This is a genomic window from Flavobacterium johnsoniae UW101 (assembly GCF_000016645.1).
Taxonomy (GTDB): Bacteria; Bacteroidota; Bacteroidia; order Flavobacteriales; family Flavobacteriaceae; genus Flavobacterium; species Flavobacterium johnsoniae.
This window is the reverse complement of the sequence record NC_009441.1, coordinates 3838515-3861006: the sequence shown is the minus strand read 5'-3', so window position 1 is coordinate 3861006 and position 22492 is coordinate 3838515. Positions and strand designations below refer to the sequence as shown.

Genomic DNA, 22492 nt, shown 5'->3' with positions numbered 1-22492 from the left:
TTTTAATTTTTATTCATTGCTTTTTCTAATTTGGCAAACAGGATATAAAGTCCCGGAATGATTACAAGTCCGAAAACAGTTCCTATAAGCATTCCTCCAGCTGCTGCAGTACCAATTGAACGGTTTCCAACTGCTCCGGCTCCGGTGGCAATACACAACGGAATCAATCCTGAAATAAAAGCAAAAGATGTCATAAGAATAGGTCTGAAACGAAGTCTCGCACCTTCAATCGCTGCTTCGGTAATGTCTCGTCCTAACTTGTTTTGTGCCATCGCAAACTCCACAATCAAAATGGCATTTTTGGCGAGCAGACCAATCAGCATGACGAGTGCTACCTGTGCGTAAATATTGTTGTCTAAACCAACCATTAAAAGAGCAAGATAAGAACCAAAAACTCCAACAGGCAGACTCAATAATACCGGAAACGGAAGCAGTAAACTCTCGTACTGTGCCGCAAGCAGTAAATACACAAACAGAATACAAAGAGCGAAAATGTAAATAGTCTGATTTCCGGAGAGAATTTCTTCACGCGTCATTCCCGACCATTCCAGTTCAAATCGGCTAGGGAGTTTTTCTTCGGCTATTCTTTCAACAGCAGCAATAGCTTCTCCAGAACTGTAGCCTTCTGCCGGTTCTCCGTTAATCATAGCCGACATATACATATTGTATCGTGTTAAAACTTCTGGACCATAAACACGTTCTAATTTGATAAAAGTTGAAAACGGAACCATTTCGCCTGCATCATTTTTTAAATACATATCCAGAATACTTTCGGGATTTTTTCTAAACTGCGGACTTGCCTGAACCATTACTTTATACATTTGAGAAAAACGAATAAAGTTGGTTGCATAAAACGAACCTAACATGGTTTGTAAAGTTGCCATAGCATTGTCTACAGAAATTCCTTTTTTTGCCGCAAGATCATAATCAATATGAATTAAATACTGCGGAAAAGTTGCATCAAAACTGGTAAAGGAGTTTTGTATTTCGGGTGAAGCATTAAGTTCTTTAATAAAGTTTTTAGTTACTTCATCGGTATTATTAATAGTTCCGCCGGATTTATCGAGTAAACGAAGTTCAAAACCACTCGTATTACCAAATCCGGGAACTGTTGGCGGTGCAAAAATTTCAATTTGCGCATCTGTAATGCCTCTTGTTTTTTCGGTTAGTTTGGCGATAAATTCGTTTACCGAAATATCACGTTCTTTCCAATCCTTCAAGTTGATCATTCCCATTCCGTAAGAAGCGCCGGCAATTTCAGTTACAATACTGTATCCCGCAAGTGTCGTTACGTTGTCAACACCATTAATTTCTTTAGCAAGACGTGTTACTTCGTCTAATGCTTTTTCGGTACGTTCTACCGTTGCTCCCTGAGGTGTAGTTACGTTTACATAGACCATTCCCTGATCTTCAGACGGAATAAATCCTGAAGGCAGAAACTTGCTTGTTCCCCAGGTAAATAAGCAGAATAAAACCAATAATCCAACCGTAATCGAAGTACGATCGGCAAATTTTACTAATACTTTAATGTATTTAGACGTTACATTATCAAACCATTTATTGAATCGGTGGAAAAATTTATCCAGTAAAGATTTTTTTTCTTTGCTTGGATCATGCGCTTTCAGCATAATAGCACACAAAGCAGGAGTAAGCGTAAGGGCATTGATTCCCGAAATCACAATACTAATTGCCATCGTTAACGAGAACTGCCTGTAGAAAACCCCAACCGGACCGCTCAAAAAGGCAACGGGAATAAATACAGCCGCCATAACAATGGTAATGGCAATTACAGCTCCGGTAATTTCTTTCATCGCGCTGATTGTGGCAGGCAAAGGTTCCATATGTTCTTCGGAAATTTTTACGTGAACGGCCTCGACGACGACAATCGCGTTATCAACAACAATTCCGATAGAAAGAACCAAAGCAAAAAGCGTTAACAGGTTGATCGAGAATCCCATCATCGACATAAACGTAAACGAACCAATTAAGGCAACAGGAACGGCTAAAACCGGAATTAAGGTCGAACGCCAGTCTTGCAGGAAGATAAAAACCACAAATGCAACCAGAATAAAAGCTTCAATCAGTGTTCTTAAAACCTCGTCGATAGAAGCGTCAAGAAAACGCGAAACGTCATACGCAATGTTGTAATCCATTCCCGGAGGAAAAGAAGTTCCTTTTAGTTCTGCCATTTTTTCTTTTACACTGGCAATAACTTCAGATGCATTCGAACCTGGACGCTGTTTCAACATAATAGATGCCGAAGGTTTTCCATCGGTTTTAGAAACCATTCCGTAACTCATCGAACCAAATTCAATGTTCGAAATATCTTTTAAACGCAGAATCGTTCCGTCTGGATTGGCTCTCAGCGGAATTTCTTCATACTGTTTTGGTTCAAAGAATTTTCCGCCGTACTTTATTACATATTGTAACTGATTGTCAAGCTGTCCGGATCCTTCACCTACTTTACCCGGAGCGGCAGAAATGTTTTGCTTTTGAAGAGAATTGATGACTTCATTTGCCGATATATTATAAGAAAGCATTTTTTGCGGATCCAGCCAGACACGCATCGAATATTCTTTCTGACCCATAATTTCAGCACGGCCGACACCATCAATACGTTTTAATTCCTGAAGAATATTAATATCCGTAAAATTGAAGATAAACTGTTCATCCTGAGTTTTATCTGTACTAGTAATATTCAGGTACATCAGCATACTGTTTACCTCTTTTTCTGTGGTAACTCCGGCACGAATAACTTCTTCGGGAAGTTCGTCAAGTATTGTTGTCACACGGTTTTGAACGTTTACGGCTGCCAAATCAGGATCGGTTCCTACTTCAAAGAAAACCTGAATCAGCGTTAAACCGTCATTTGAAGTTACAGTAGACATATACGTCATTCCCGGAACACCGTTTATAGCTCGTTCTAACGGAAGCGCTACGGCATTGGCAGAAACCTCTGCATTGGCTCCGGTATATTTTGCCGTAACCGTTACAGACGGAGGCACAATATCTGGAAATTGTGTAATAGGAAGCTGGAACAAAGCCAGTAATCCTAAAAGTACTATCATAACCGAGATGATTAATGATAATATTTTTCTTTTGATAAACATTTCTATCATTTCGAAATCTTTTTAATAATGTATAATTACAGGCTTACGTTCTGGGTTTCTTTAATATTGATTTTATCGCCGTCGCGTAAAGACTGAATGCCTTCCTGAACAATTAAATCGTTGTTTTTTAAACCTTTGTTTAGAATGTATACATCATCAAGAGTACTTCCAATAGTAACGTTGGTCATTTTTACTTTGCCTTCCTTATTTACCAGAAATACGAATTGTTTGTCCTGAATAGAAAAAACTGCTTTTTGCGGAATTATGATCGCATTGGTTTTGGGTTCTGAAATAATAAGTTTTCCAGATGTTCCGTGTTTGATAAATCCCTGCGGATTTTCAAATTTTGCTTTATATTGAATAGAACCAGTTTGTCGGTCGATATCTCCGTCGGCAGTTCTAAGTTCTCCTTTTTGGTTATAGACAATTCCGTTTGGCAAAACCAGTTGAATATCTTCATGAGTATTCAGGCTTTTATCTGTCATCATCTGGAAATAAATATTTTCAGGAATTGAGAAATAAGCGTAAATATAATCAAGCTGTGACACGTTGGTTAAAAGAGAACCGTTTTCTACCAGACTTCCTTCTTTAAACGGAATTCGGTCAACCGTTCCGTCAAATGGAGCGCGGATTGTGGTAAAACTAATCTGCTGATTGATCGCTTTTCTTTCTGCAGATGCGTGAGCCACTTTAGCAGAAGCTGCATCGTGTTTTGCTTTAGATAATTCTAATTCCTTATCGGCAATTACTTTTTTATTAAAAAGGGTCTGGGCTTGTTCCAGTTCAACGGTTGCGATTCTTAAATCGGCCATACTGCTTTTATAAACAGCTTCGGCTTTTAAAAGTTGTATTTGGAGTTCTACATCGCTTATTTTAAACAGGACTTGTCCTTTTTTTACTTTTTGTCCTTCGCTTACATATACTTTATCGAGTAATCCGGGAATACGAGCGTGAATTTCGACATTGTTTTTGGCGTGAACATCGGCAACAAATCGGTTAGAAACCACGGTATCTCTCAAAGTCACCTTATAAACGGGCAGTGTTTTGATTTTATCTGAATTTTTTTTGGCTTTATCACCGCACGAGACCAGAACGAACAGTGATAAAATAGAGATGAAAAATGAATTGTTTTTAATGCTCATGATTAATTTGTTATAATAATAAATAAATAGATTCTCTCCCTTATAGACAGCCTACAGGGAGTTTTTAATTGGGTTTAGAAAATAAAATGGAAATGCTGCGAATACTGTCTTTTCAGACCGTTTCGAGCGGGTTAATATTTTTACAAATAGAAAACACGCTTCTTTGTGTTTGGTTAGGAACACAAAAAAATACTGCAGCTGAAAAACTGCATTTTTGTAAAAATAAAAACGGGGTTCTAAAAACTAGAATAATTGATACAGGTGCAGGTAAGTGTGACGCTGAATTTGGTATATAGAAGCGATTCCATAAAATAAGCTTCTTTTGTAATTTCTGAATTTAATCAGATTGCTGTAATAAGGCGGTCTTAAGGTGCTGCTGTCCAGAGTCGTTGCTCTAAACTTCATCTTCTTTTTTACAACATAATGAATCTGGATTTCCTTGTTGTGCATATCCGTAGATGAAAACTGCGGAATATCTGACGTAGTAAGTTCGCAGAGATTTTTGCACACGTCTTGTTCAGCATGATATTTATTAGATTCCGTACTCTTAATAAAGAGAAGCAGGAATAATAAAATTATACAAGTGAACTTAGTGTTTTTCATCGACTGAATTCGAAGATTATAAATTTGTTTTGTTAAAAAGGGCTCATAATTGATGGCCAAAGATAGTCATTTGTGAAGTATGGATTTCTTAATTTTTTCAAAAAAAGATGAAGAAAAAAAGGCTTTTTAAAGATTTTACTAAAATTTGTTTTGTAATTTGGTTTTTGTAAATCGAAATTTCTAAACCATGCCCCAAAATCCTTCTCCAGAAGATGTAAAAAAGATTTTTGATTCATATTACGCCTCAGATACCAATATCTGGGACGGATTTTCTAACAAGATAGAAGTCAGAAGATTTAAAAAATCTCAGATTATAAAGGAATACAATCAGGTCGAAAAGTTTTTGAATATAATAATTAAAGGTTCTGCCGGATTGTTTGTGTGGGACGGGAACAGGGATATCTGCATTAACCTGCTTTATGAAAGGTCTTTTATAAGTGATTATCTTTCTTTTTTAAATCAAAACCTTCTGTTATTAAAGTTGAAGCTTTGGAAGATCTTACTTTATGGTCAATTCATCATGAAGACCTAAAAGAACTTTACAGTCGGTCTCAAGCTGGTTTGAGGGTAGGAAAAGCAGTTTCTGAAATGCTGTACATACAAAAACAACAGCAGCAAATTGATCTTTTAACGCTTACGCCACAGGATCGTTATTTAAAACTGATAGAATCCAGACCAGAAATTTTTCAGCGCACTCCTTTAAAGATAATTGCCTCGTATTTAGGATTAACAGCAGAAAGTTTAAGCCGCATTCGAAAAAGAATTATTGAGAAGTAATTTCTTACCCAAAGTCAATTTTATTTTTGTTTCCTATTACTAAGTTTGTCTCAACCTAATCAAAAGATAACTTATGAAACCAAAAATTAACTACGGAGCAATTGCAGTTTTTTACATCATCGCTGTTATATGCAGATTTATAGCTGTTAAAACAGATTTATTTAAGGGAGTTGAACATAATGATTATATATTTATTTTAATTCGAGGTCTGGGGCCGGCTCTGGGAGCTTTTGCCGCAATAAAATTATTCTCACTTCAAAATCCAATGTCTTTAAAAGGAATATACAGCAATTATATTCTGCCTTTTGTTGTTTTTTGGCTGCTTCCTGCGCTTTCTATTACAACCTTATATTATTTTATATACGGAAAGTTCCCAATTGTATTTGCTTTTACCGTTTTAGTTTACGGACTTTTAGAAGAAATTGGCTGGAGAGGATTTTTGCAGGAACAATTAAAAGGGCTTCCAAAGTTTACTTCAATTGCTATTATTGCTATTCTTTGGTTTGTATGGCATTTAAACCTTAATATGACAACTTCAAACCTAATTTTTCTTGGGGTTATTTTCTTCGGAACCTGGGGAATTGGTAAGATATATTCTAAAACAGGTTCACTTCTTGCCGTTGCGGGAGTTCATTCGCTGAACAATTTCTTTGTAAAAGAAGGAGTTCACGAACAAGAATTAATGGTAATTCTGGCTCTTTTGGTAATCTGGATAGGATTTGTAATTGTTTACGACAGTAAATTTAATAAAACCAAACTAGCTTTAAATAACTAAATACTAGCCATTTTAATATTTTATATTGTATAAAATAGCTCAGCGGAGCAAAATATCTAGCCAGATTTGAATAAATTATGCTATACATATTTTGCTCCGCTTGAGCATTTTTTTTTGAGAAGTGTAAATGACTTTCATTAGTCAATTTTATATCCATCATCAGAAAAACTTTCGATCTCACGGTCATTTTCATCATAATCTTCAACCAGATCATCGTCGAGATCACTTTCATCTAAATCGTCGTCTTCGTCCCAGTCATCTTCTTCCAGACCATCTTCATCGTATTCCGGTTCGATTTCATCATCTTCATCTCTGTCAAGCGCATTCGAGAATTCGTTATCGAGATAATTTTGATCCTGATTTAATAATTTTTCCTGTTCAAAATTTTCGTCGCCCATATGTTCCTGTTGATATTGGTCAACATAACTCTGATTATCATCTGTGAAATTATAATCATCCTGATTATAAAATCGGTTAGTATCTGCTGTCATATAAAATCTGTTTTAATTGATTTATCGTATATAAGTTTCAATTCAAAAATAATCATATATCTGGCAGGGAGTCTTATAGCATTTTTGGGATTGTTTATTTAATTATAATGATGTATTAATTAGTAAAGACATAGTTCGATCCTTTATTTTAGGCAGTTTTGAGAAATGTTCATAAGGTGTTGATAAATAATAGGTTGTGGAGTGTGTTAAATTATTTTTTCGAATTACTAATTATTATAAATTTAATAATTGAATGAGAGTTAACTATTTAAAAATATTTACAAATGGAAAGAGCTATAAAACTACAAGTTCGCAAAGAGCTGGACGGCAAGCAGCAGTCAAACATAATTAAACTAAAAGGGACTTTAATATCTAAAGGTTATACCGAAATTATCCACATCAGCGATCAGGATGATGAGTTTCATATTAATTCATTTGAAACCAAAGTAGAAGCCAGTCACGAGGTTAAAGAATTCATTCAGGACTTTATCATAAAAGAAAACCTAACTAACACTATAAGCGTATTGGTTAAATAGACTCTCTTGGTTATCAGGATTTAAAGAAATAATATCTTTTCCTGATAATGCTATATTATATCAGCTTCATTTGTTTAGAGTTTGTACCGTGTTACAAATTCAAATATTTATTCTTTTAGAATTTATCCTATTAAAGGTATCACTGCTTTTAATACTTCAAGCGCATTTCCTTCCTAAAAATATTTCTAACCTTTTGATACTTTGTTTATCATCAGGTTTTTTGTGCTTTTATATTTCTTTAAAATAGTTACAGGCAGTTTTGATGGTGTTATTTGTATAAGAGGAAATAACTTAAATAAGTAAAAAACAGGAAATTAAAATAAGTAAAAATACCCGTTTTAGCAGATAAGCCATAAATATTTTTAATTAGTTAGGTTTGATGTGTGAATGAACCTTTTTTGAAAGTTTAAGCAGCATAAAATGAAATTACGTCTAATTCCTATTTAAGAATTGATAAATGCAAACTAGAACTAAGAAAAAGATAATATCTGATATTTTTGATTTATTCAGTCATTTTTCGGCTGCTAAATTTTACGGTTGAGACCTAAAAAATGATTATTCAGTAACTTTAAAATAAACTGAAAAGATTAATTGGGCATTTTTACAATTAAAATGTTTAATAGATATATTTATGATTCCTCCACTTACTATAATCGCCGCCACAAATTTTTCTTCAATTGCCAACAACGCTGTTACTTATGCCGCTGGACTTGCTAAAGCAACAGGTGCTAAACTTATTTTGTTTAATTCATTTTCTTTGAGTGTTCACAGCGCTAATTCTTTAATTACTGCCGAATCAATGCAGAAACAAATGGATAAAGCAGCACTGAGACTTCAGACTTTTGGAGCAGAAATCGCAGGTTTGTTTAAAATTTCGGTAGAAAGCATCTGCAGTTATTCTTTTCTGGAAGACGAACTTCCTTCGATCATTACACAAACGAATGCTAATCTAGTGGTTATGGGAATGGCAGAACGTTCTCTGGAACAGGATTTAATGGGAAATTCGACTACAGCAGTTATAAAAAACCTGAATATTCCGGTTTTGGCTGTGCCGCAGAATGCACGTTTTCTAAATGCTAAAAAAATCCTGTATGCCTGTGATACGCTGAGTTTATCTTCTATAAAAAGATTTACCTGGATTAGACGCGTGATTGGAAATTTAGGTTCTGAAATTGAATTTTTCAGCGTTGATGAAAAACTGGACGAAATTAAAGAGGAGCAGGGAAAAGTTTTACTGAATTCTTCGATTGAAAAAGAGTTTGAAGACGTAAAATATATTTACAAAAACGTACGTTCAAATGCGGTAATCAATGAGATAAGAAAAGAAATCAAAAATTTTGAAGCTGATATTTTAGTAATGGTTCCTCAAAAATATGGTTTTTGGGATTCATTAGTTCATAAAAGTAAAACCAGAATCATGGCAGCAGGTTTAGATATTCCGTTACTATCTATTCCGAAGAATTAAGGGAAAAAATAAAAACACCTTTAAGATTGTGCGGTAAGATTTTTTGGAAATTTATGCTTTTTTATATTAATTGTTTGTTAATTATTGAAAATCCGACCCTCCAATACGGTGAAAAAAGCTAATTTTCTATTCTGTTTAAAGAAAAATAAAATAACAAAAAAACAACAAAAATGAAGGCAGTGATTACAGCTATCGGCGGTTTTGTACCCACTTCGATCCTTAATAACAAAACAATTTCAGAAACTGTTGAAACTACAGAAGAATGGATTGAAAAAAGAACCGGAATAAAAGAAAGACGAATTGCAGTAGGCAAAGGCACATCTGACCTTGCCAGCGCAGCGATCGAAAATTTAATGAGTAATTACGAGGTTGATCCTTCAGAAATCGATGCCCTTATACTCGCAACTGCAACACCAGATCATCTTTTGGCACCAACAGCAAGTAAAATCTGCGAGTTAAGCGGACTTACTAATGCTTTTGGCTTTGATATGAATGGTGCCTGCAGCGGTTTTTTGTATGCACTTGAAATGGGTGCCACAATGATCGAAAGCGGACGCTATAAAAAGATTATTGTAGTGGGAGCTGATAAAATGAGCTCAATTGTAGATTATGAAGACCGCAATACCTGCATTCTTTTTGGAGACGGAGCAGGCGCGGTGCTTTTGGAAAAAACTGAAACTGAATACGGACTAATGAAAAGCATTTTGCGAACTGACGGAAGCGGTACAGCTTCTTTAGTCGTTCCGGCGGGAGGTTCTAAATTTCCGGCCAGTATGCAGAGCATTGTTCACAAAAAGCATTTTATTAAACAAGACGGATCGTTTGTGTTTAAAAAAGCAGTTGCAGCAATGTCGAGCGTTTCAAGAGATGTTCTATTGAGCAACGGTTTAGATTCTGATGAAATTGACTGGGTAATTCCGCATCAGGCCAACCTGAGAATTATCAATGCCGTGAGCGACAGTTTAAATATTGGATCAGAGAAAGTAAAAGTAAATATTGACCGATACGGCAATACAACATCGGCTACGATTCCTTTATGTTTATGGGATTTTGCAGCAGATTTTGAAGAAGGTCAAAACCTGTTAATTACTACTTTTGGCGCCGGATTCTCTTGGGGTGCAACTTGCTTAAAATGGGGAGTTATGAGAGAAAGAAAATCTCAAAAAGCGGTAAAAAGCAGCAATACATGGGAGGTTTTAGAACCGCAGCTATCGTAAATTTTTAAAAATAAAATAGTTGTAATAAAAAATTAAACACATAGAAACATAGTTTTATTGTTGGTTAAAAAGAATTTAAAAGAAAGCACGCTTTTAGCTATGTTATTGATGCAGGTGAAAAGCCTTTTTTAGATTTCGAAACTATGTTTCTATGTGTTTAAAATAACAAAAAATAAATTATCAATTCTTAAAAAAGTTAATGGGTTCAAGTATTCAAAATAAAATTACAGGAAAGAATTTTTTCTACAAATACTATAGAATTATAGTAATTCCAGTGGTTTTTTTGGTGTATTTGTCATCATACTATCTTTTAAATCCCAACCAGAATTTCGAACAAGATTCCTTAATATCATTCGACAAGTCATTTGACATCTTTATTATTCTGGTATACTGCGGTGTATTGACAGAATTAAGCCTTTTCGTAGGACGCAGTTTAAATCGGTTAATACGCTGGGAACATAATCCCATTTTTAGAGCAATTGCTCAATTTATCTGCCTTATAGCCGGAAATATTCTTTTAAACTTTATTTTTTCCCATTTGTGGAATTACTTATATCCGGGAGCCTGTTTAGAAGAAAACGAACTGCTTATTATTTGGCAGTCCAATATCATGGCTGCAATACTATCATTGTTTATCAGCTCTGTACATACCGGAATATTTTTGCTTAACCGCTGGCGTTTAACATCAAACGAAGCAGCCGAACTTAAAATAAAAGCTTCAGAACTTCAGGAAGCCGTAACACGTTCGCAGTTAGAATCCTTAAAACTGCAGCTTGATCCGCATTTTATATTCAATAATTTCAGCACCTTAACAGAATTAATTCACGAAGACCAGCAGGCAGCAGCTTCATTTTTAGAAAATATTACACGCGTTTACCGCTACATGATTTCGAACTTAGATAAAGATATTATCACAGTAAGAGAAGAAATAGAATTTTTAAATGCTTATTTTTATTTGTTGAAGAAACGTTTAGGCGAAAAAATCCAATTAGAGTTAGAAGTAGACAGCGACTGCCTTGATATGCATTTACCGCCTTTATCACTGCAGTTATTGGTCGAAAATGCCGTAAAACACAACATGGCGACTTTATCAAGTCCGTTGATTATTTCGATTTATTCTGAAGAAAAAAATATAATCGTAAAGAATAATTTACAGCCAACATCGGGCAAAACTTTAGTGTCTACAGGCGTAGGACGTAAGAATATTGAGTTTAGATATAAAATTTTATTCAACAAAAAACCTGTTTTTTCACAATCGTTAGAAAGTTTTACAGTGCGTTTACCATTAATATAGAGAGTATGAGAATTTTGATTATTGAAGATGAGAGTATTAATGCCAGCCGGCTCAAAAGACTGTTAGAAGAATTAGAACCCAATTGCGAGATTCTTGATATTATTGATACAGTCGAAGGTGCTGTAAAATGGCTGAAATCTAACGAAAAACCGGATTTAATTACAATGGATATTCGTCTGGCAGACGGAATCAGTTTTTCAATTTTCGAAGAAATAAAAATTTCCAGTCCCGTTATATTCACTACAGCATACGATGAATATGCAGTTCGGGCTTTTAAAGTCAACAGCATCGATTATTTGATGAAACCTATTGATAAAAGCGAACTGGAATTTGCTTTGCAGAAATTCAAAACCTTATCTAAAACCGACACTTACAATGACATCGCTGGAATTTTAAAGGGATTTATCAATAAACCAACTTTCCGGCTTCGGTTTCTGGTTACGTATCGTGACGGTTATAAAAGCGTAAATGTAACTGATATTGATTTTATTTACTCGGAGTTTAAAACTTCAAATTTAGTTCTCAAATCGGGTATAGTAATTCCGATTCCGCAGACAATGGAAGAACTGGAGCAGGAATTAGATCCTGATGTTTTCTTTCGTGCCAACAGGCAGTTTTTTATTCGTGCCGAAAGCATAAAATCGATTGCTAATTATTTTAATGCAAAACTAAAAATTCAGCTGAAAGCAGATCCTGAACGCGAAGTAATTATCAGCAGGGAAAAAGCACCTTTTTTTAAACAGTGGATGGATCGCTAGTTAAGCTTCTGAGGTACTAAGATGCTAAGGTTCTAAGTTGAACCATACTTTTTTGCATTGCCTCCAGTTTTAACTGGAGAAAAAATAAAGTCATCAACAAGGGCTTTAGCCAAAAGACAAGTTTGGCTAAAGCCTTTTGTATTGTCGCTTATAAATACCTCCAGTTAAAACCGGAGGCTATTCAATAAATTTAACTTTGTGTCTTTGTGTCTTTGTGTCCTTGTGTCTTTGCTGCAGTATCAATCCTAATTCGTTTCAGTATCGAAAAATTACGTTTGGGTAAATTTATCCCATTTTAAAGGTGTTTTGAGATGTTATTTTGCCGTCAAATTAGACGAATTCATTAAAGTGAAGTAAAATGACAAAACAATTTTTCCAAAATTATAAAACACTCAGTAAGGCAGCCGTTTTATTGGTTATCATCGGTTTTTCATCTTGTGGTAAAAGCGGGGCAGATGCCGGAGCTTTTGCTGCCCCAAAACCTGAAGTAGACTTTTTTCAGGCAGAAGCGATTACAGGTGAAGTAGAAAAAAAATATCCGGGAACTGTTGAAGGTACAGTAAACGTTGACATAAAAGCACAAGTTTCTGGATATCTTGAAGCGATTTATGTAAAAGAAGGAGATTATGTAAACAAAGGCCAGTCTCTATTTAAAATTAAAGGAGATGTTTATGCAGAACAGGTAAACAACAGCCGTGCAGCTTATAAAAGCGCTCAGGCAAATCTGGCAAATGCTAAACTTGAAGTAGAAAAAATCAAACCGCTTGTTGACGGAAAAGTTTTTTCTGATATGCAGTTAAAAACGGCTCAGGCAAATTATGAAGCTGCCGTTGCTCAGGTTGCACAGGCAAAAGCGGCTTTAGGATCTTCACAATTAAATGCAGATTTCTCTTTAATTAAAGCACCTGTAAGCGGTTATATCAGCCGAATTCCAAATCGTATTGGTAATCTGGTTACGCCGGCAGATGCTGTGCCGTTAACGGTTCTTTCAGACATTAATACCGTTTTTGTGTATTTCTCATTAACAGAAGCCGATTATCTTGCTTTTTCAAAAGATCCTAAATCAAATCAAACCGTAAGCCTTATTATGGCTGATGACAGCGAATACGAGCAGAAAGGAAAACTGGAAGTAGCCAGCGGAAACATTGACCGTTCAACCGGAACAATTTCTTTAAAAGCCATTTTTCCAAATCCTAAAAAACTGCTTCGCGCTGGAGGTTCAGCAAGAGTGATTTTAAACAACAGTTTATCATCTGTCATCACCGTTCCAATGGCGAGCGTAAAAGATATTCAGGACAAATTTTTTGTTTTTGTTTTAAAACCTGGAAATAAAGTTGCGATGGTTCCTATTGAAATTGGCGGAAGTTCCGGAACAGATTATTTCGTAAAATCGGGTTTAAAACAAGGTGATAAAATCGCTTTAAACTCAATTGATGTTCTTTACGATAGTATGGAAGTAGTGCCAAAAACGGCAAAAGCGGTAAGCAGCAAATAATTTTTGATTTTAATATAAATAACATTTTCCATGTTAAAAAATATAATAGACAGGCCGGTTCTGGCCACCGTTATCTCCATTGTTTTGGTGATATTGGGTATCATTGGTCTTACCAGATTATCGGTTACAAGATTTCCAGATATTTCACCTCCAACCGTAATGGTGAGCGGTTCTTATCCGGGAGGAAACAGTGAAACCGTAATTCGTTCGGTAGTAACGCCGCTCGAAGAACAAATTAACGGAGTAGAGAATATGCAGTATATTAAATCTACTGCAAGTAACGACGGATCGTTTTCGATCAGCGTGATTTTCAAACAAGGAATCGACCCGGATCAGGCTGCCGTAAACGTCCAGAACAGAGTGCAGCAGGCAACGCCAAAACTGCCTCAGGAAGTTGTTCGTATGGGACTTACCACTTCGAAACAGCAAAACAGTATGATTGTTATTTTCAATCTTTATACAGATGATAACAATAAATACGATGAGTTGTTTTTACAAAATTATGCCAACATCAATTTAGTACCGCAGTTAAAACGTGTGCCGGGAGTAGGACAGGTTCAGATTTTCGGACAGAAAGATTATTCGATGCGTATATGGCTTGATCCGCGAAAAATGGCAAATGCAGGTTTAGTACCTTCAGATGTTACGCAGGCCATTGCAGAACAGAGTTTAGAGTCGGCGCCGGGAAAGCTGGGAGAAGAATCTAAAGCGGCTTTAGAATATGTTATTCGTTATAAAGGAAAGAAAAACAAACCGGAACAATATGAAAATATTGTAGTTAAAAATAACGGTGGCAGTCTTTTACGACTTAAAGACGTTGCCAGGGTTGAGTTTGGTTCTATTTCATACAGCGGCGATAACAAATCGAACTCATTAAATGCTGTAACAATGGCTATTTTACAGACTTCGGGTTCTAATGCAAATGATATCGAAATTGGCGTAAACAAAGAGGTAGAGAGATTATCAAAATCTTTTCCTCCGGGAATTAAATACGTCAATGTAATGAGTACCAAAGAAAGACTTGACGAAGCTACTGGCCAGGTAAAATCAACCTTAATAGAAGCTTTCATTCTGGTTTTCATAGTAGTATTTATATTCCTGCAGGACATTCGCTCGACGATTATTCCGGCAATTGCTGTTCCTGTAGCCATTGTGGGTACTTTTTTCTTTCTGCTTGTGTTTGGTTTTACCATTAATATTTTGACGCTTTTTGCCCTCGTATTAGCCATTGGTATTGTCGTCGATGATGCCATTGTGGTCGTCGAGGCCGTACACAGTAAAATGGAAGAAGACAGCAGTTTAACAGCCAAAGAAGCCACTCACGGTGCGATGGCAGAAATTACGGGAGCGGTTATTTCGATCACTTTAGTAATGTCAGCTGTATTTATTCCAATTGGTTTCATGACCGGATCATCGGGTATTTTCTACAAGCAGTTTGCTTATACGCTGGCTATTGCGATTATTATTTCGGCAGTAAATGCACTTACGCTTACTCCGGCATTGTGTGCCCTGCTTTTAAAGAATGTTCATAATGGCGAACACGGAAAAAATGAACATAAAACCACTTTTAAAGAACGTTTTTTCATCGGATTTAATACAGGTTTCAACAATTTGACCGGAAGATACATCAAAGCCGTTCGTTTCCTTATTGGCAGAAAATGGCTTGCGGCAGGATTAGTAACAGGAATTAGTGCAATTGCTGTATGGATGATGATGTCGACTCCAAAAAGTTTCGTTCCGCTGGAAGATGACGGATTCATGGTGTATAGTTTGTCAATGCCTCCGGGAACTGCGCTTGATCGTACAACTGAAGTGGTTCAGAGAATGGAAAAAATATTAGAAACAGAAAAAGCAATCGATGTTAATACAAGTATTACCGGATTTAATATTTTGAGCAACAGTGCCAGTACAGCTTACGGATTAGGGTTTATCAAATTAAAACCTAAAAAAGAAAGAGGTGCAGTTAAGGATATTGACGAAATTTTGAATAGCGTTACAGCTAAATTGTCGACTATTAAAGAAGGCTCGATCATGGTATTTAGAATGCCTCCGGTTGAAGGATTTGGAGTAACAAGTGGTGCCGAAATCGTTTTACAAGACAGAATGGCAAGAAATCCGGAAACTTTAAAAGCAATGTCTGATAAAGTAATTGGACAGATTATGCAGCAGCCGGGAGTTCAATATGCTTATACAACTTTTAGAGCCGATTATCCGCAGTTAGAATTAGAAGTTGATGAAGATAAAGCGCGTCAAATGGGCGTGAATGTAAAGGATCTTTTAGGAAATATACAGACTTATTTTGCAGGAGATCAATCGTCAGATTTTACCAGATTTGGTAAGTTTTACAGAGTGAATGTAAAAGCCGACGGAATTTTTAGAATGGATCAGGATGCGTTTAATGAAATTTTCGTAAGAAATGCTGATATGCAGATGGTTCCGGTAAAATCGATTGTAAAATTCCATAAAGTGTACGGGCCGGAATCGGTAAACCGATACAACCTTTATAATTCGGTAAATATTACAGCAATGGCTCTGCCAGGATATAGTAACGGACAAATTATGGGGAATTTAGAAAAAGTTCTGGATAAACTTCCGTCTGATTACAGTTACGAATGGACAGGTTTAAGTTTGGAAGAAAAAGCAGGAGGAAACCAAACCATTGCCATTTTTGGATTGTGTCTGCTTTTTGTGTTCTTCTTATTGGCGGCACAATACGAAAGTTATTTATTGCCATTGGCAGTATTGCTTTCTATTCCAACCGGAATTTTAGGAGCTTTTGCGGGAATTAAAGCCGTTGGTTTAGACAATAACATTTACGTTCAGGTAGGATTAATTATGCTTGTGGGGCTTCTGGCCAAAAACGCGATTCTTATTGTGGAATTTGCGCTGCAGAGACGAAACGCAGGATTAACTATTACCGAAGCGGCTCTTGAAGGTGCAAAATCGAGATTACGTCCTATTATCATGACTTCGCTGGCCTTTATTGTAGGGATGATTCCATTGATGTTTGCTTCGGGAGGAACTGCTGTAGGAAACAGATCGATAAGTGTAAGTGCTTCAATTGGAATGTTGAGCGGTGTTATTTTAGGAGTTTTTGTGATTCCGCTGCTTTTCATTGTATTTCAATATCTGCAGGAAAAAGTATCAGGTAAGAAGAATGTAGTTCAAACCGTAAAAGAATAATAATGAGAATACTATATAAAATTGGAATAACGGTATTTTCAGGTATGATTTTAACATCGTGCGTTGTTGGAAAAAAATATTCCCGCACCGAGTTAAACGCTCCTGATAAATACCGAGAAGAATTAACCGTAACAGGAGATACTATTTTGCATTCCTGGAAAACGTATTACAAAGACCCGCTTTTAGTTAATTTGATCGAAAAAGCCCTCGTTAAAAACAACGAGGTGCTTATCGCGGTCAAAAGCATGGAACAGCTGGATTTAAATTATAAACAAGCCAAACTGTCTTTACTGCCAACATTGGATTTTGATGCTGCAGCGAGCCGTTCGTATTTGTCTAAAAATTCGTTAAACGGATCTTTGAGCGCGCAGTTTACGAGCAAAGATTATATGGACGATTACAGCGCTAATCTTCGTATGTCGTGGGAAGTAGATATTTGGGGAAAAGCAACAATGCAGAAAAGAGATGCAAAAGCAGCGTATTTTGCCCAAAAGGAAAACCTTTCGGCTTTAAAAACCCGAATTATTGTTCAGGTGGCGCAGTCGTATTACAATCTTTTAGGTTTAGACGAACAGCTTAAAATTGCTGAAAAAAACATCGAATTGAGCGATAATACCCTGCAGATGATGAAACTGCAGTACAACTCAGGTTCGATTAGTTCATTGGCAGTAAATCAGACTGAAGCTCAGAAAAAAACAGCAGAATTACTTGTTCCTTTGGCAAAAACCAATATCGCGGTTCAGGAAAATGCACTGCAGATTTTATGCGGCGAATATCCTAATACGATCGAACGTTCAGGTAATTTAAATGTTGATGAATTTGCGTTTGAAATGCCATCTGGAGTTCCAGCTTCACTTTTAAGCCGAAGACCGGATGTAAAATCGAGTGAATATGCTGTGATGTCGGCAACAGCCAAAACGGGATTAGCAAAAGCTACAATGTATCCAACGCTGAGTTTAAGTCCGTCAATTGGAATTAATTCATTTGAGTTCGATACCTGGTTTAATTTTCCGGGTTCGGTTACAAAAAATATAGCAGCAAATCTGGCACAGCCTATTTTTAGGAAAAAAGCCTTGCGAACTGCTTATGAAGTAGCGGTTTTAGAACAAGAAAAAGCTGTGGTTCAGTTCAAACAATCGTTTATTACCGCTGTTGGTGAAGTTTCTGATGCCATGTCGAGATTAAAATATGCAGATGAACGCATTAAGCTGGCAGAAGAAAAAGCAATATCTTTAGAAAAAGCAACTTCAGATGCTTCACTTTTATACAAAAGCGGTATGGCCAATTATCTTGAAATTATTGCCGCTCAAAATAGTGCCTTGCAAAACGATCTTGATGTCGTAACAATAAAATTAGAAAAATTAAATGCCTCTATTAATTTGTACCGCGCTTTGGGCGGAGGAGTAGAGTAGTGCTGCATTTCTAAATCCATCATCTTTATAAATGTAAAGATGGTGGATTTTGTATATTATTTTGATGGTTTAAACTGTCTTGTTTTAATATGGACAAAATAACATTTACACGTCTGGAACTTTATAATTTAGTTTGGAAATTCCCAATTATCCAAATTGCGAAACATTATGAGATTTCGAGCATGGGAATAAAAAATGCCTGCGAAAAAATGCAGATTCCCCTGCCGGGAAGTAAACATTGGATCAGGCTGAATTACGAACGAAAAAGTATTCCGAAACTTTCAGGAGATTATAAAGGAAACAGTCAGATTAGTATTTTAAGGAAAATGTATGAAAGTCCGCTTAGAAAAACAGCGAGATCAACTCCTTTAATTGCCTTAATCGAAAGTATTGAATCTGATTCAAAAGCGCCTTCAAAAGTTCTTGAATTCTTAAACAATCCCACTGGTATTATCAGGAAAACACAAAATTATTGGAATCATGCCGAATTGAACAGAAACGTTTCTGAAACTCCGGAAGAAATTATCCAGTTAAGCGTAGATCAAAAAAATACAAATAGGGCTTTACGATTTATGGATGCCCTGATTAAATTGTTAGAATACAGAGGACATCAATTTAAAAAAAGCAATGACAACCGCGATATTATTTTGATGCATAAAGAAATCGAAATTGATATTCACCTGCGCGAAGCCTTAAAAAGGATTCCTCCCAAAACCAATAAAGACTCAGCCGACTATATTTTTACAGGCGAATTTATTCTGCAAATCAAAAAAGGATCTTATAAAAAGGAGTGGAGAGACGGCAAATTACCTTTAGAAAACAATCTTACCGCCATCGTCGCCAAACTTGAATTAATCGCCGTAGAAGAAAAACAATGGAAAGAAGCTTCTTTTTGATGATTGAAATTTGGTGGAAATAAAAACCTTACCGCTTTAAGGGAAGTTTTTAATTTTCAGAATTTTAAAACTTATAAATCTATTTTAAAAACAGCACCATTAATGGCTCCGCGTGAGCATTCGGCTAGTGCGCTTGAGGCTTAATTCGGTTAAATAAACTTTGTGTTCAAGAGTGATACGCTCTCGCCAGCGGAGGTAAGATTTATTGAAATAAGAATTCAAAATCCAGCAGATTATCATCAAAATTACTGGGATTGTAGTAAAAGTCTAATTCATATTTTAACGCAAGTTTCATTCTTAATATTTCAGGCTCCATATAAATTTCATATTCTACTTTAAAATGATGACCTCTATGTGTTTTTTCTAAAATTATAAGATTTCTACTTATCTTATCTGACACTTTTTCTAAGTCTTCTTTATTTTCTATCCAGCAGTTTGTTTTTAAGACTAACTCATCATATTTAACAACAATTTTATCTCCATGCCGTTTAAAATAATCTAGTTCTTTTTTCTGTCTTTTTACTAATTTATTGAATTTATATTTGTCGACAAAATATGCAGCTAAAAGGAGTAAAACTATACATATTTCTAAAAACCAAGGTAATCCTACTGATCTTCTGGTATAAATAAAAGTTGTGGTCATAATTGCATAAGTTTATAAAACTAGAATTTAAGTATTTTGTTTCTTATAAAAATTTAAAGTGATCTTTGTAAATAATTTTAAATTATTTATCCGTGCGAATAAGACACAATACAAATTATCAATGCAAAAGCTATAAAGAATCATGTAGTTTTTGTCTTTATTTAAAATTAAAAACCAATCTTTGCGGGCACGGATTACAAATCCGCGCTATCGGGGATAATTTATTCAAAGTCGTTTGATTTATTTTAAACATTTTAAATGCATAACGTTTTTCTTTTCCTCCACTACTTTGTAAAAACTCATTAATACCTTGAACTCCTTTATCCTTAGCTTTTTCTGCTAAATCAAAAACGACAGTGTCCCAAGATTCTTCTATTGACTTTCTCAATTCTGGCGCAACAACTGCCAATAAAAAGTCTGCAGGCGCAAAACCTATCATTATCATTTCTGGGTTTTCATCCATGGCAAAACTTATTACATCTGAGGCAAAATTGAATATCCCAAGTAATTCTTTAGAAATTACCAATTTATTTTTTGACTTATATGAGCTCTTTCTCCTCCCTTTAGTGATACACTAAATACCACAGAGTCATTTACTTTTCGAAAATCTTCAATAAGGTCTGGATTATCTTTTCTGAATCGATCATAGCCAACTAATTTTATAAAATCTCCTAATTCTAAATTTCCAATTTTTGCATCAATATTATATTTTTTTAGTATTAAGTCGGCGTCTTTTATTGAAATCATTTGAGTTTTTATTGCTACTATAATGCTATTATTTCTCTGCGATTCTAATTCCTCTTTGTCTAATGAAAAATAATGAGGTTTTGTGGGATTTTGTTTATCATAAGTTTCGTAATCGATACCATACTTTAGCAATCGTTTCCCATTAATCGAAACAAAGTATAAATCGAGATGTATTATATTTGATGTATTTTGTTGTATGTTAAATTCCACAGGAATAGTAATTGGAATACTATCTTTTGTAATATGATTTTTAATTCCTGGTTCTATTAATACTATCTGATTAGAAACATTTTCTTTGACAGAAATTGGTTCATGTATATTACAAGAAAACATAGTTAAAAGAATTCCTAAATAAAAATATAGTCTTTTCATAATTTTCAATTTTTATTAATTAAAAAAAATAGTATCAATTATTAATAACTCTTCCTCTTTTGCTTCATCTATTTTTTTATAATAAAAAAGAGTATATACTAACGAACTCTCATAATCATACCGATCCATTGTTATTTTCAAATTCTCTTGAGCATTTGTTAATTCTTCAAAAGTTTTAAATTTGCCCATTAATAGCTGATTTAGCATGTATTGATTTATATCCATTGTGTTGAAATCATATCTTTTCTCTTTCCCTCCTGAACTTTGTAAAAAATCATAAATACCTTCGATACCTTTATCTTTTGCTTTTTCTACTAACTCAAAAACAGGAGCATCCCAAGATTCTAGTATAGATTCTGCGATACTAGGCATAACCATAGCCACAAGAAAATCTAGCGGCGCAAACCCAGTCGGAATTATTTTTGGGTTTTCATCCATGGCAAAACTTATTACATCTGAAGCGAAATTAAATATCCCTAGTAATTCTTTAGAGGCTTTAGCTATTTCATTAAAAGCACCTACTTCCCTAAAATAATCAAGCTGGCTTATTCCCTTTGTGGTTACCTTTTTGCCTTCTTTTCTATAGCCAAAATTTGCTGCTTTTGTTATTTCATAAAGTTTGCCACTATTATCGTAAACCGGTTTGGTATAAATCCTACGGCTAAACTCTATTTTTCCAAGGTTGTTTGCCAAATACCCTTTCTTCAATTGTCTTACAGCAATGGTATGGCGCATATTGTCGCTATACTTCATCATTGCTTCACGCACACTTCCATAAATTTCACTTTTTATCTTGTCTGCAATTGCATCTAGCTGTCCTTCCAGTTCTTTGGATGGTTCGTGTTCTAGTCCTATCCCTGCTGAGAAAACAACAATATCTCCTTCGGCAGTACGAATTTCAGGAAAATTATAACCCTCATAGGCAGGCTTTATAAAGAGGCTTTGGTTCGAAATTGTCACTTTCAAATAGTCCCCCAAATTCGCGGGGAGCCAAATGCCTCTATCCTCGCCGTAAGAGCATTCGAAATAAAATTCTAACAGTCCCATTTCTGCAAAACCGCCAAAAAAGGTTTCATTAAACATCTCGTGCATTCCCCAAGTCAAATTTATGGTAATGGCTGTTTTTCCGTTTTCGTCCAATGTCAATTCTGTTATCTCATTTTTACCTGATACGATTCTTACATGATCGTCAAAAGGGCGGGTTTCAACTGCACCTGAGCCATATGTACCCAATGACAAATAAACAGAGGTATCGTATTCGAACAGTTTTATTTCTATCTTTTTTCCTTTTGGGTTTTCTATTCCCTGGGTTTGAATATGAAATTTTACCGTGTCCAAAATACGGGCTTCCTTTATAGGCTTGTCATGCTTATCAGTCCACCAGCCTTTTACAAAATATTTTGCTGCAGGTGGCGCCTCTTTAGGATTGTCTCCATAAATTATTTCTCCATCACACGATTCATGTATGTACATTCCTGCGTTTGCAGTAATATCTTCATTAGAAAAAATATCGTGATCTCCAACGGTCGTTTTTATAATCTCGCTTTCAGAAAATCGTAGTCTCATATTTTCAATG

The 22492-nt window shown here is 35.4% G+C and carries 20 protein-coding genes; 12 read left to right on the top strand and 8 right to left on the bottom strand.

Annotated features, from left to right (window positions below; genetic code table 11):
• Nucleotides 1-2: 2 nt before the first annotated feature.
• The 3 genes from FJOH_RS16795 to FJOH_RS26640 form a co-directional block, all read right to left on the bottom strand.
• On the bottom strand, nucleotides 3-3119 hold the full coding sequence (locus FJOH_RS16795) for an efflux RND transporter permease subunit (RefSeq protein ID WP_012025224.1): 3117 nt from the start codon (nucleotides 3117-3119) through the stop codon (nucleotides 3-5).
• A gap of 26 nt (nucleotides 3120-3145) precedes the next feature.
• A complete protein-coding gene (locus FJOH_RS16790; protein ID WP_012025223.1) occupies nucleotides 3146-4252 on the bottom strand; it encodes an efflux RND transporter periplasmic adaptor subunit in 1107 nt (368 codons plus the stop codon).
• A 243-nt stretch (nucleotides 4253-4495) separates the two neighbouring features.
• Nucleotides 4496-4855 carry a hypothetical protein gene (locus FJOH_RS26640; protein WP_012025222.1) on the bottom strand — a complete coding sequence of 120 codons (360 nt, stop codon included), beginning with the start codon at nucleotides 4853-4855 and terminating at the stop codon, nucleotides 4496-4498.
• Between the two features lie 187 nt (nucleotides 4856-5042).
• On the opposite strand from FJOH_RS26640, the gene FJOH_RS27160 reads away from it, so the two are divergent.
• The 3 genes from FJOH_RS27160 to FJOH_RS16775 all read left to right on the top strand — a co-directional run bounded on the left by FJOH_RS27160 (nucleotide 5043) and on the right by FJOH_RS16775 (nucleotide 6407).
• Complete coding sequence (locus tag FJOH_RS27160) at nucleotides 5043-5387, top strand: hypothetical protein (protein WP_200799100.1); 345 nt, start codon at nucleotides 5043-5045, stop codon at nucleotides 5385-5387.
• Nucleotides 5345-5632 carry a cyclic nucleotide-binding domain-containing protein gene (locus FJOH_RS27155; RefSeq protein WP_202944869.1) on the top strand — a complete coding sequence of 96 codons (288 nt, stop codon included), beginning with the start codon at nucleotides 5345-5347 and terminating at the stop codon, nucleotides 5630-5632. The genes FJOH_RS27160 and FJOH_RS27155 overlap by 43 nt, the downstream gene beginning before the upstream one ends.
• A 73-nt stretch (nucleotides 5633-5705) precedes the next feature.
• A complete protein-coding gene (locus FJOH_RS16775) occupies nucleotides 5706-6407 on the top strand; it encodes a CPBP family intramembrane glutamic endopeptidase (protein ID WP_012025221.1) in 702 nt (233 codons plus the stop codon).
• Nucleotides 6408-6544: 137 nt separating this feature from the next.
• On the opposite strand, the gene FJOH_RS16765 is transcribed toward FJOH_RS16775, so the two are convergent.
• Nucleotides 6545-6898, bottom strand: a complete 354-nt coding sequence (locus tag FJOH_RS16765) for a hypothetical protein (RefSeq protein ID WP_012025220.1) — start codon at nucleotides 6896-6898, stop codon at nucleotides 6545-6547.
• Between the two features lie 284 nt (nucleotides 6899-7182).
• Between FJOH_RS16765 and FJOH_RS16760 the strand changes: the two genes are divergently transcribed.
• The 9 genes from FJOH_RS16760 (at nucleotide 7183) to FJOH_RS16720 (ending at nucleotide 19154) form a co-directional block, all read left to right on the top strand.
• Nucleotides 7183-7434: a hypothetical protein gene (locus FJOH_RS16760; RefSeq protein ID WP_012025219.1), complete on the top strand. Its 252-nt coding sequence runs from the start codon at nucleotides 7183-7185 to the stop codon at nucleotides 7432-7434.
• A 631-nt stretch (nucleotides 7435-8065) separates the two neighbouring features.
• Entirely contained in the window at nucleotides 8066-8899 is an 834-nt protein-coding gene (locus FJOH_RS16755) for a universal stress protein (protein ID WP_012025218.1), read from the top strand.
• Between the two features lie 170 nt (nucleotides 8900-9069).
• Nucleotides 9070-10116, top strand: coding sequence for a beta-ketoacyl-ACP synthase III (locus FJOH_RS16750; RefSeq protein ID WP_012025217.1), 1047 nt, complete (start codon nucleotides 9070-9072; stop codon nucleotides 10114-10116).
• Nucleotides 10117-10315: 199 nt separating this feature from the next.
• On the top strand, nucleotides 10316-11410 hold the full coding sequence (locus FJOH_RS16745; protein ID WP_012025216.1) for a sensor histidine kinase: 1095 nt from the start codon (nucleotides 10316-10318) through the stop codon (nucleotides 11408-11410).
• A 5-nt stretch (nucleotides 11411-11415) separates the two neighbouring features.
• A complete protein-coding gene (locus FJOH_RS16740; protein WP_012025215.1) occupies nucleotides 11416-12168 on the top strand; it encodes a LytR/AlgR family response regulator transcription factor in 753 nt (250 codons plus the stop codon).
• 358 nt (nucleotides 12169-12526) lie between these two features.
• A complete protein-coding gene (locus FJOH_RS16735; RefSeq protein ID WP_012025214.1) occupies nucleotides 12527-13663 on the top strand; it encodes an efflux RND transporter periplasmic adaptor subunit in 1137 nt (378 codons plus the stop codon).
• A gap of 30 nt (nucleotides 13664-13693) precedes the next feature.
• Nucleotides 13694-16846 (top strand): efflux RND transporter permease subunit, encoded by a 3153-nt coding sequence (locus FJOH_RS16730; protein ID WP_012025213.1) that lies wholly within the window; start codon nucleotides 13694-13696, stop codon nucleotides 16844-16846.
• A 2-nt stretch (nucleotides 16847-16848) separates the two neighbouring features.
• A complete protein-coding gene (locus FJOH_RS16725; RefSeq protein WP_012025212.1) occupies nucleotides 16849-18258 on the top strand; it encodes an efflux transporter outer membrane subunit in 1410 nt (469 codons plus the stop codon).
• An 89-nt stretch (nucleotides 18259-18347) separates the two neighbouring features.
• The gene (locus tag FJOH_RS16720; protein ID WP_012025211.1) at nucleotides 18348-19154 is read left to right on the top strand and encodes a hypothetical protein; all 807 of its coding nucleotides are present in this window, start codon (nucleotides 18348-18350) and stop codon (nucleotides 19152-19154) included.
• 202 nt (nucleotides 19155-19356) lie between these two features.
• Here FJOH_RS16720 and FJOH_RS16715 read toward each other — a convergent pair whose 3' ends face one another.
• The 4 genes from FJOH_RS16715 to FJOH_RS16700 form a co-directional block, all read right to left on the bottom strand.
• Nucleotides 19357-19797: a hypothetical protein gene (locus FJOH_RS16715; protein ID WP_012025210.1), complete on the bottom strand. Its 441-nt coding sequence runs from the start codon at nucleotides 19795-19797 to the stop codon at nucleotides 19357-19359.
• Nucleotides 19798-19954: 157 nt separating this feature from the next.
• On the bottom strand, nucleotides 19955-20323 hold the full coding sequence (locus FJOH_RS16710; RefSeq protein WP_123875730.1) for a hypothetical protein: 369 nt from the start codon (nucleotides 20321-20323) through the stop codon (nucleotides 19955-19957).
• Nucleotides 20317-20916, bottom strand: coding sequence for a hypothetical protein (locus FJOH_RS16705; RefSeq protein ID WP_044047796.1), 600 nt, complete (start codon nucleotides 20914-20916; stop codon nucleotides 20317-20319). The genes FJOH_RS16710 and FJOH_RS16705 overlap by 7 nt, the downstream gene beginning before the upstream one ends.
• A gap of 15 nt (nucleotides 20917-20931) precedes the next feature.
• On the bottom strand, nucleotides 20932-22482 hold the full coding sequence (locus FJOH_RS16700) for a hypothetical protein (RefSeq protein ID WP_012025207.1): 1551 nt from the start codon (nucleotides 22480-22482) through the stop codon (nucleotides 20932-20934).
• Nucleotides 22483-22492 lie beyond the last annotated feature (10 nt).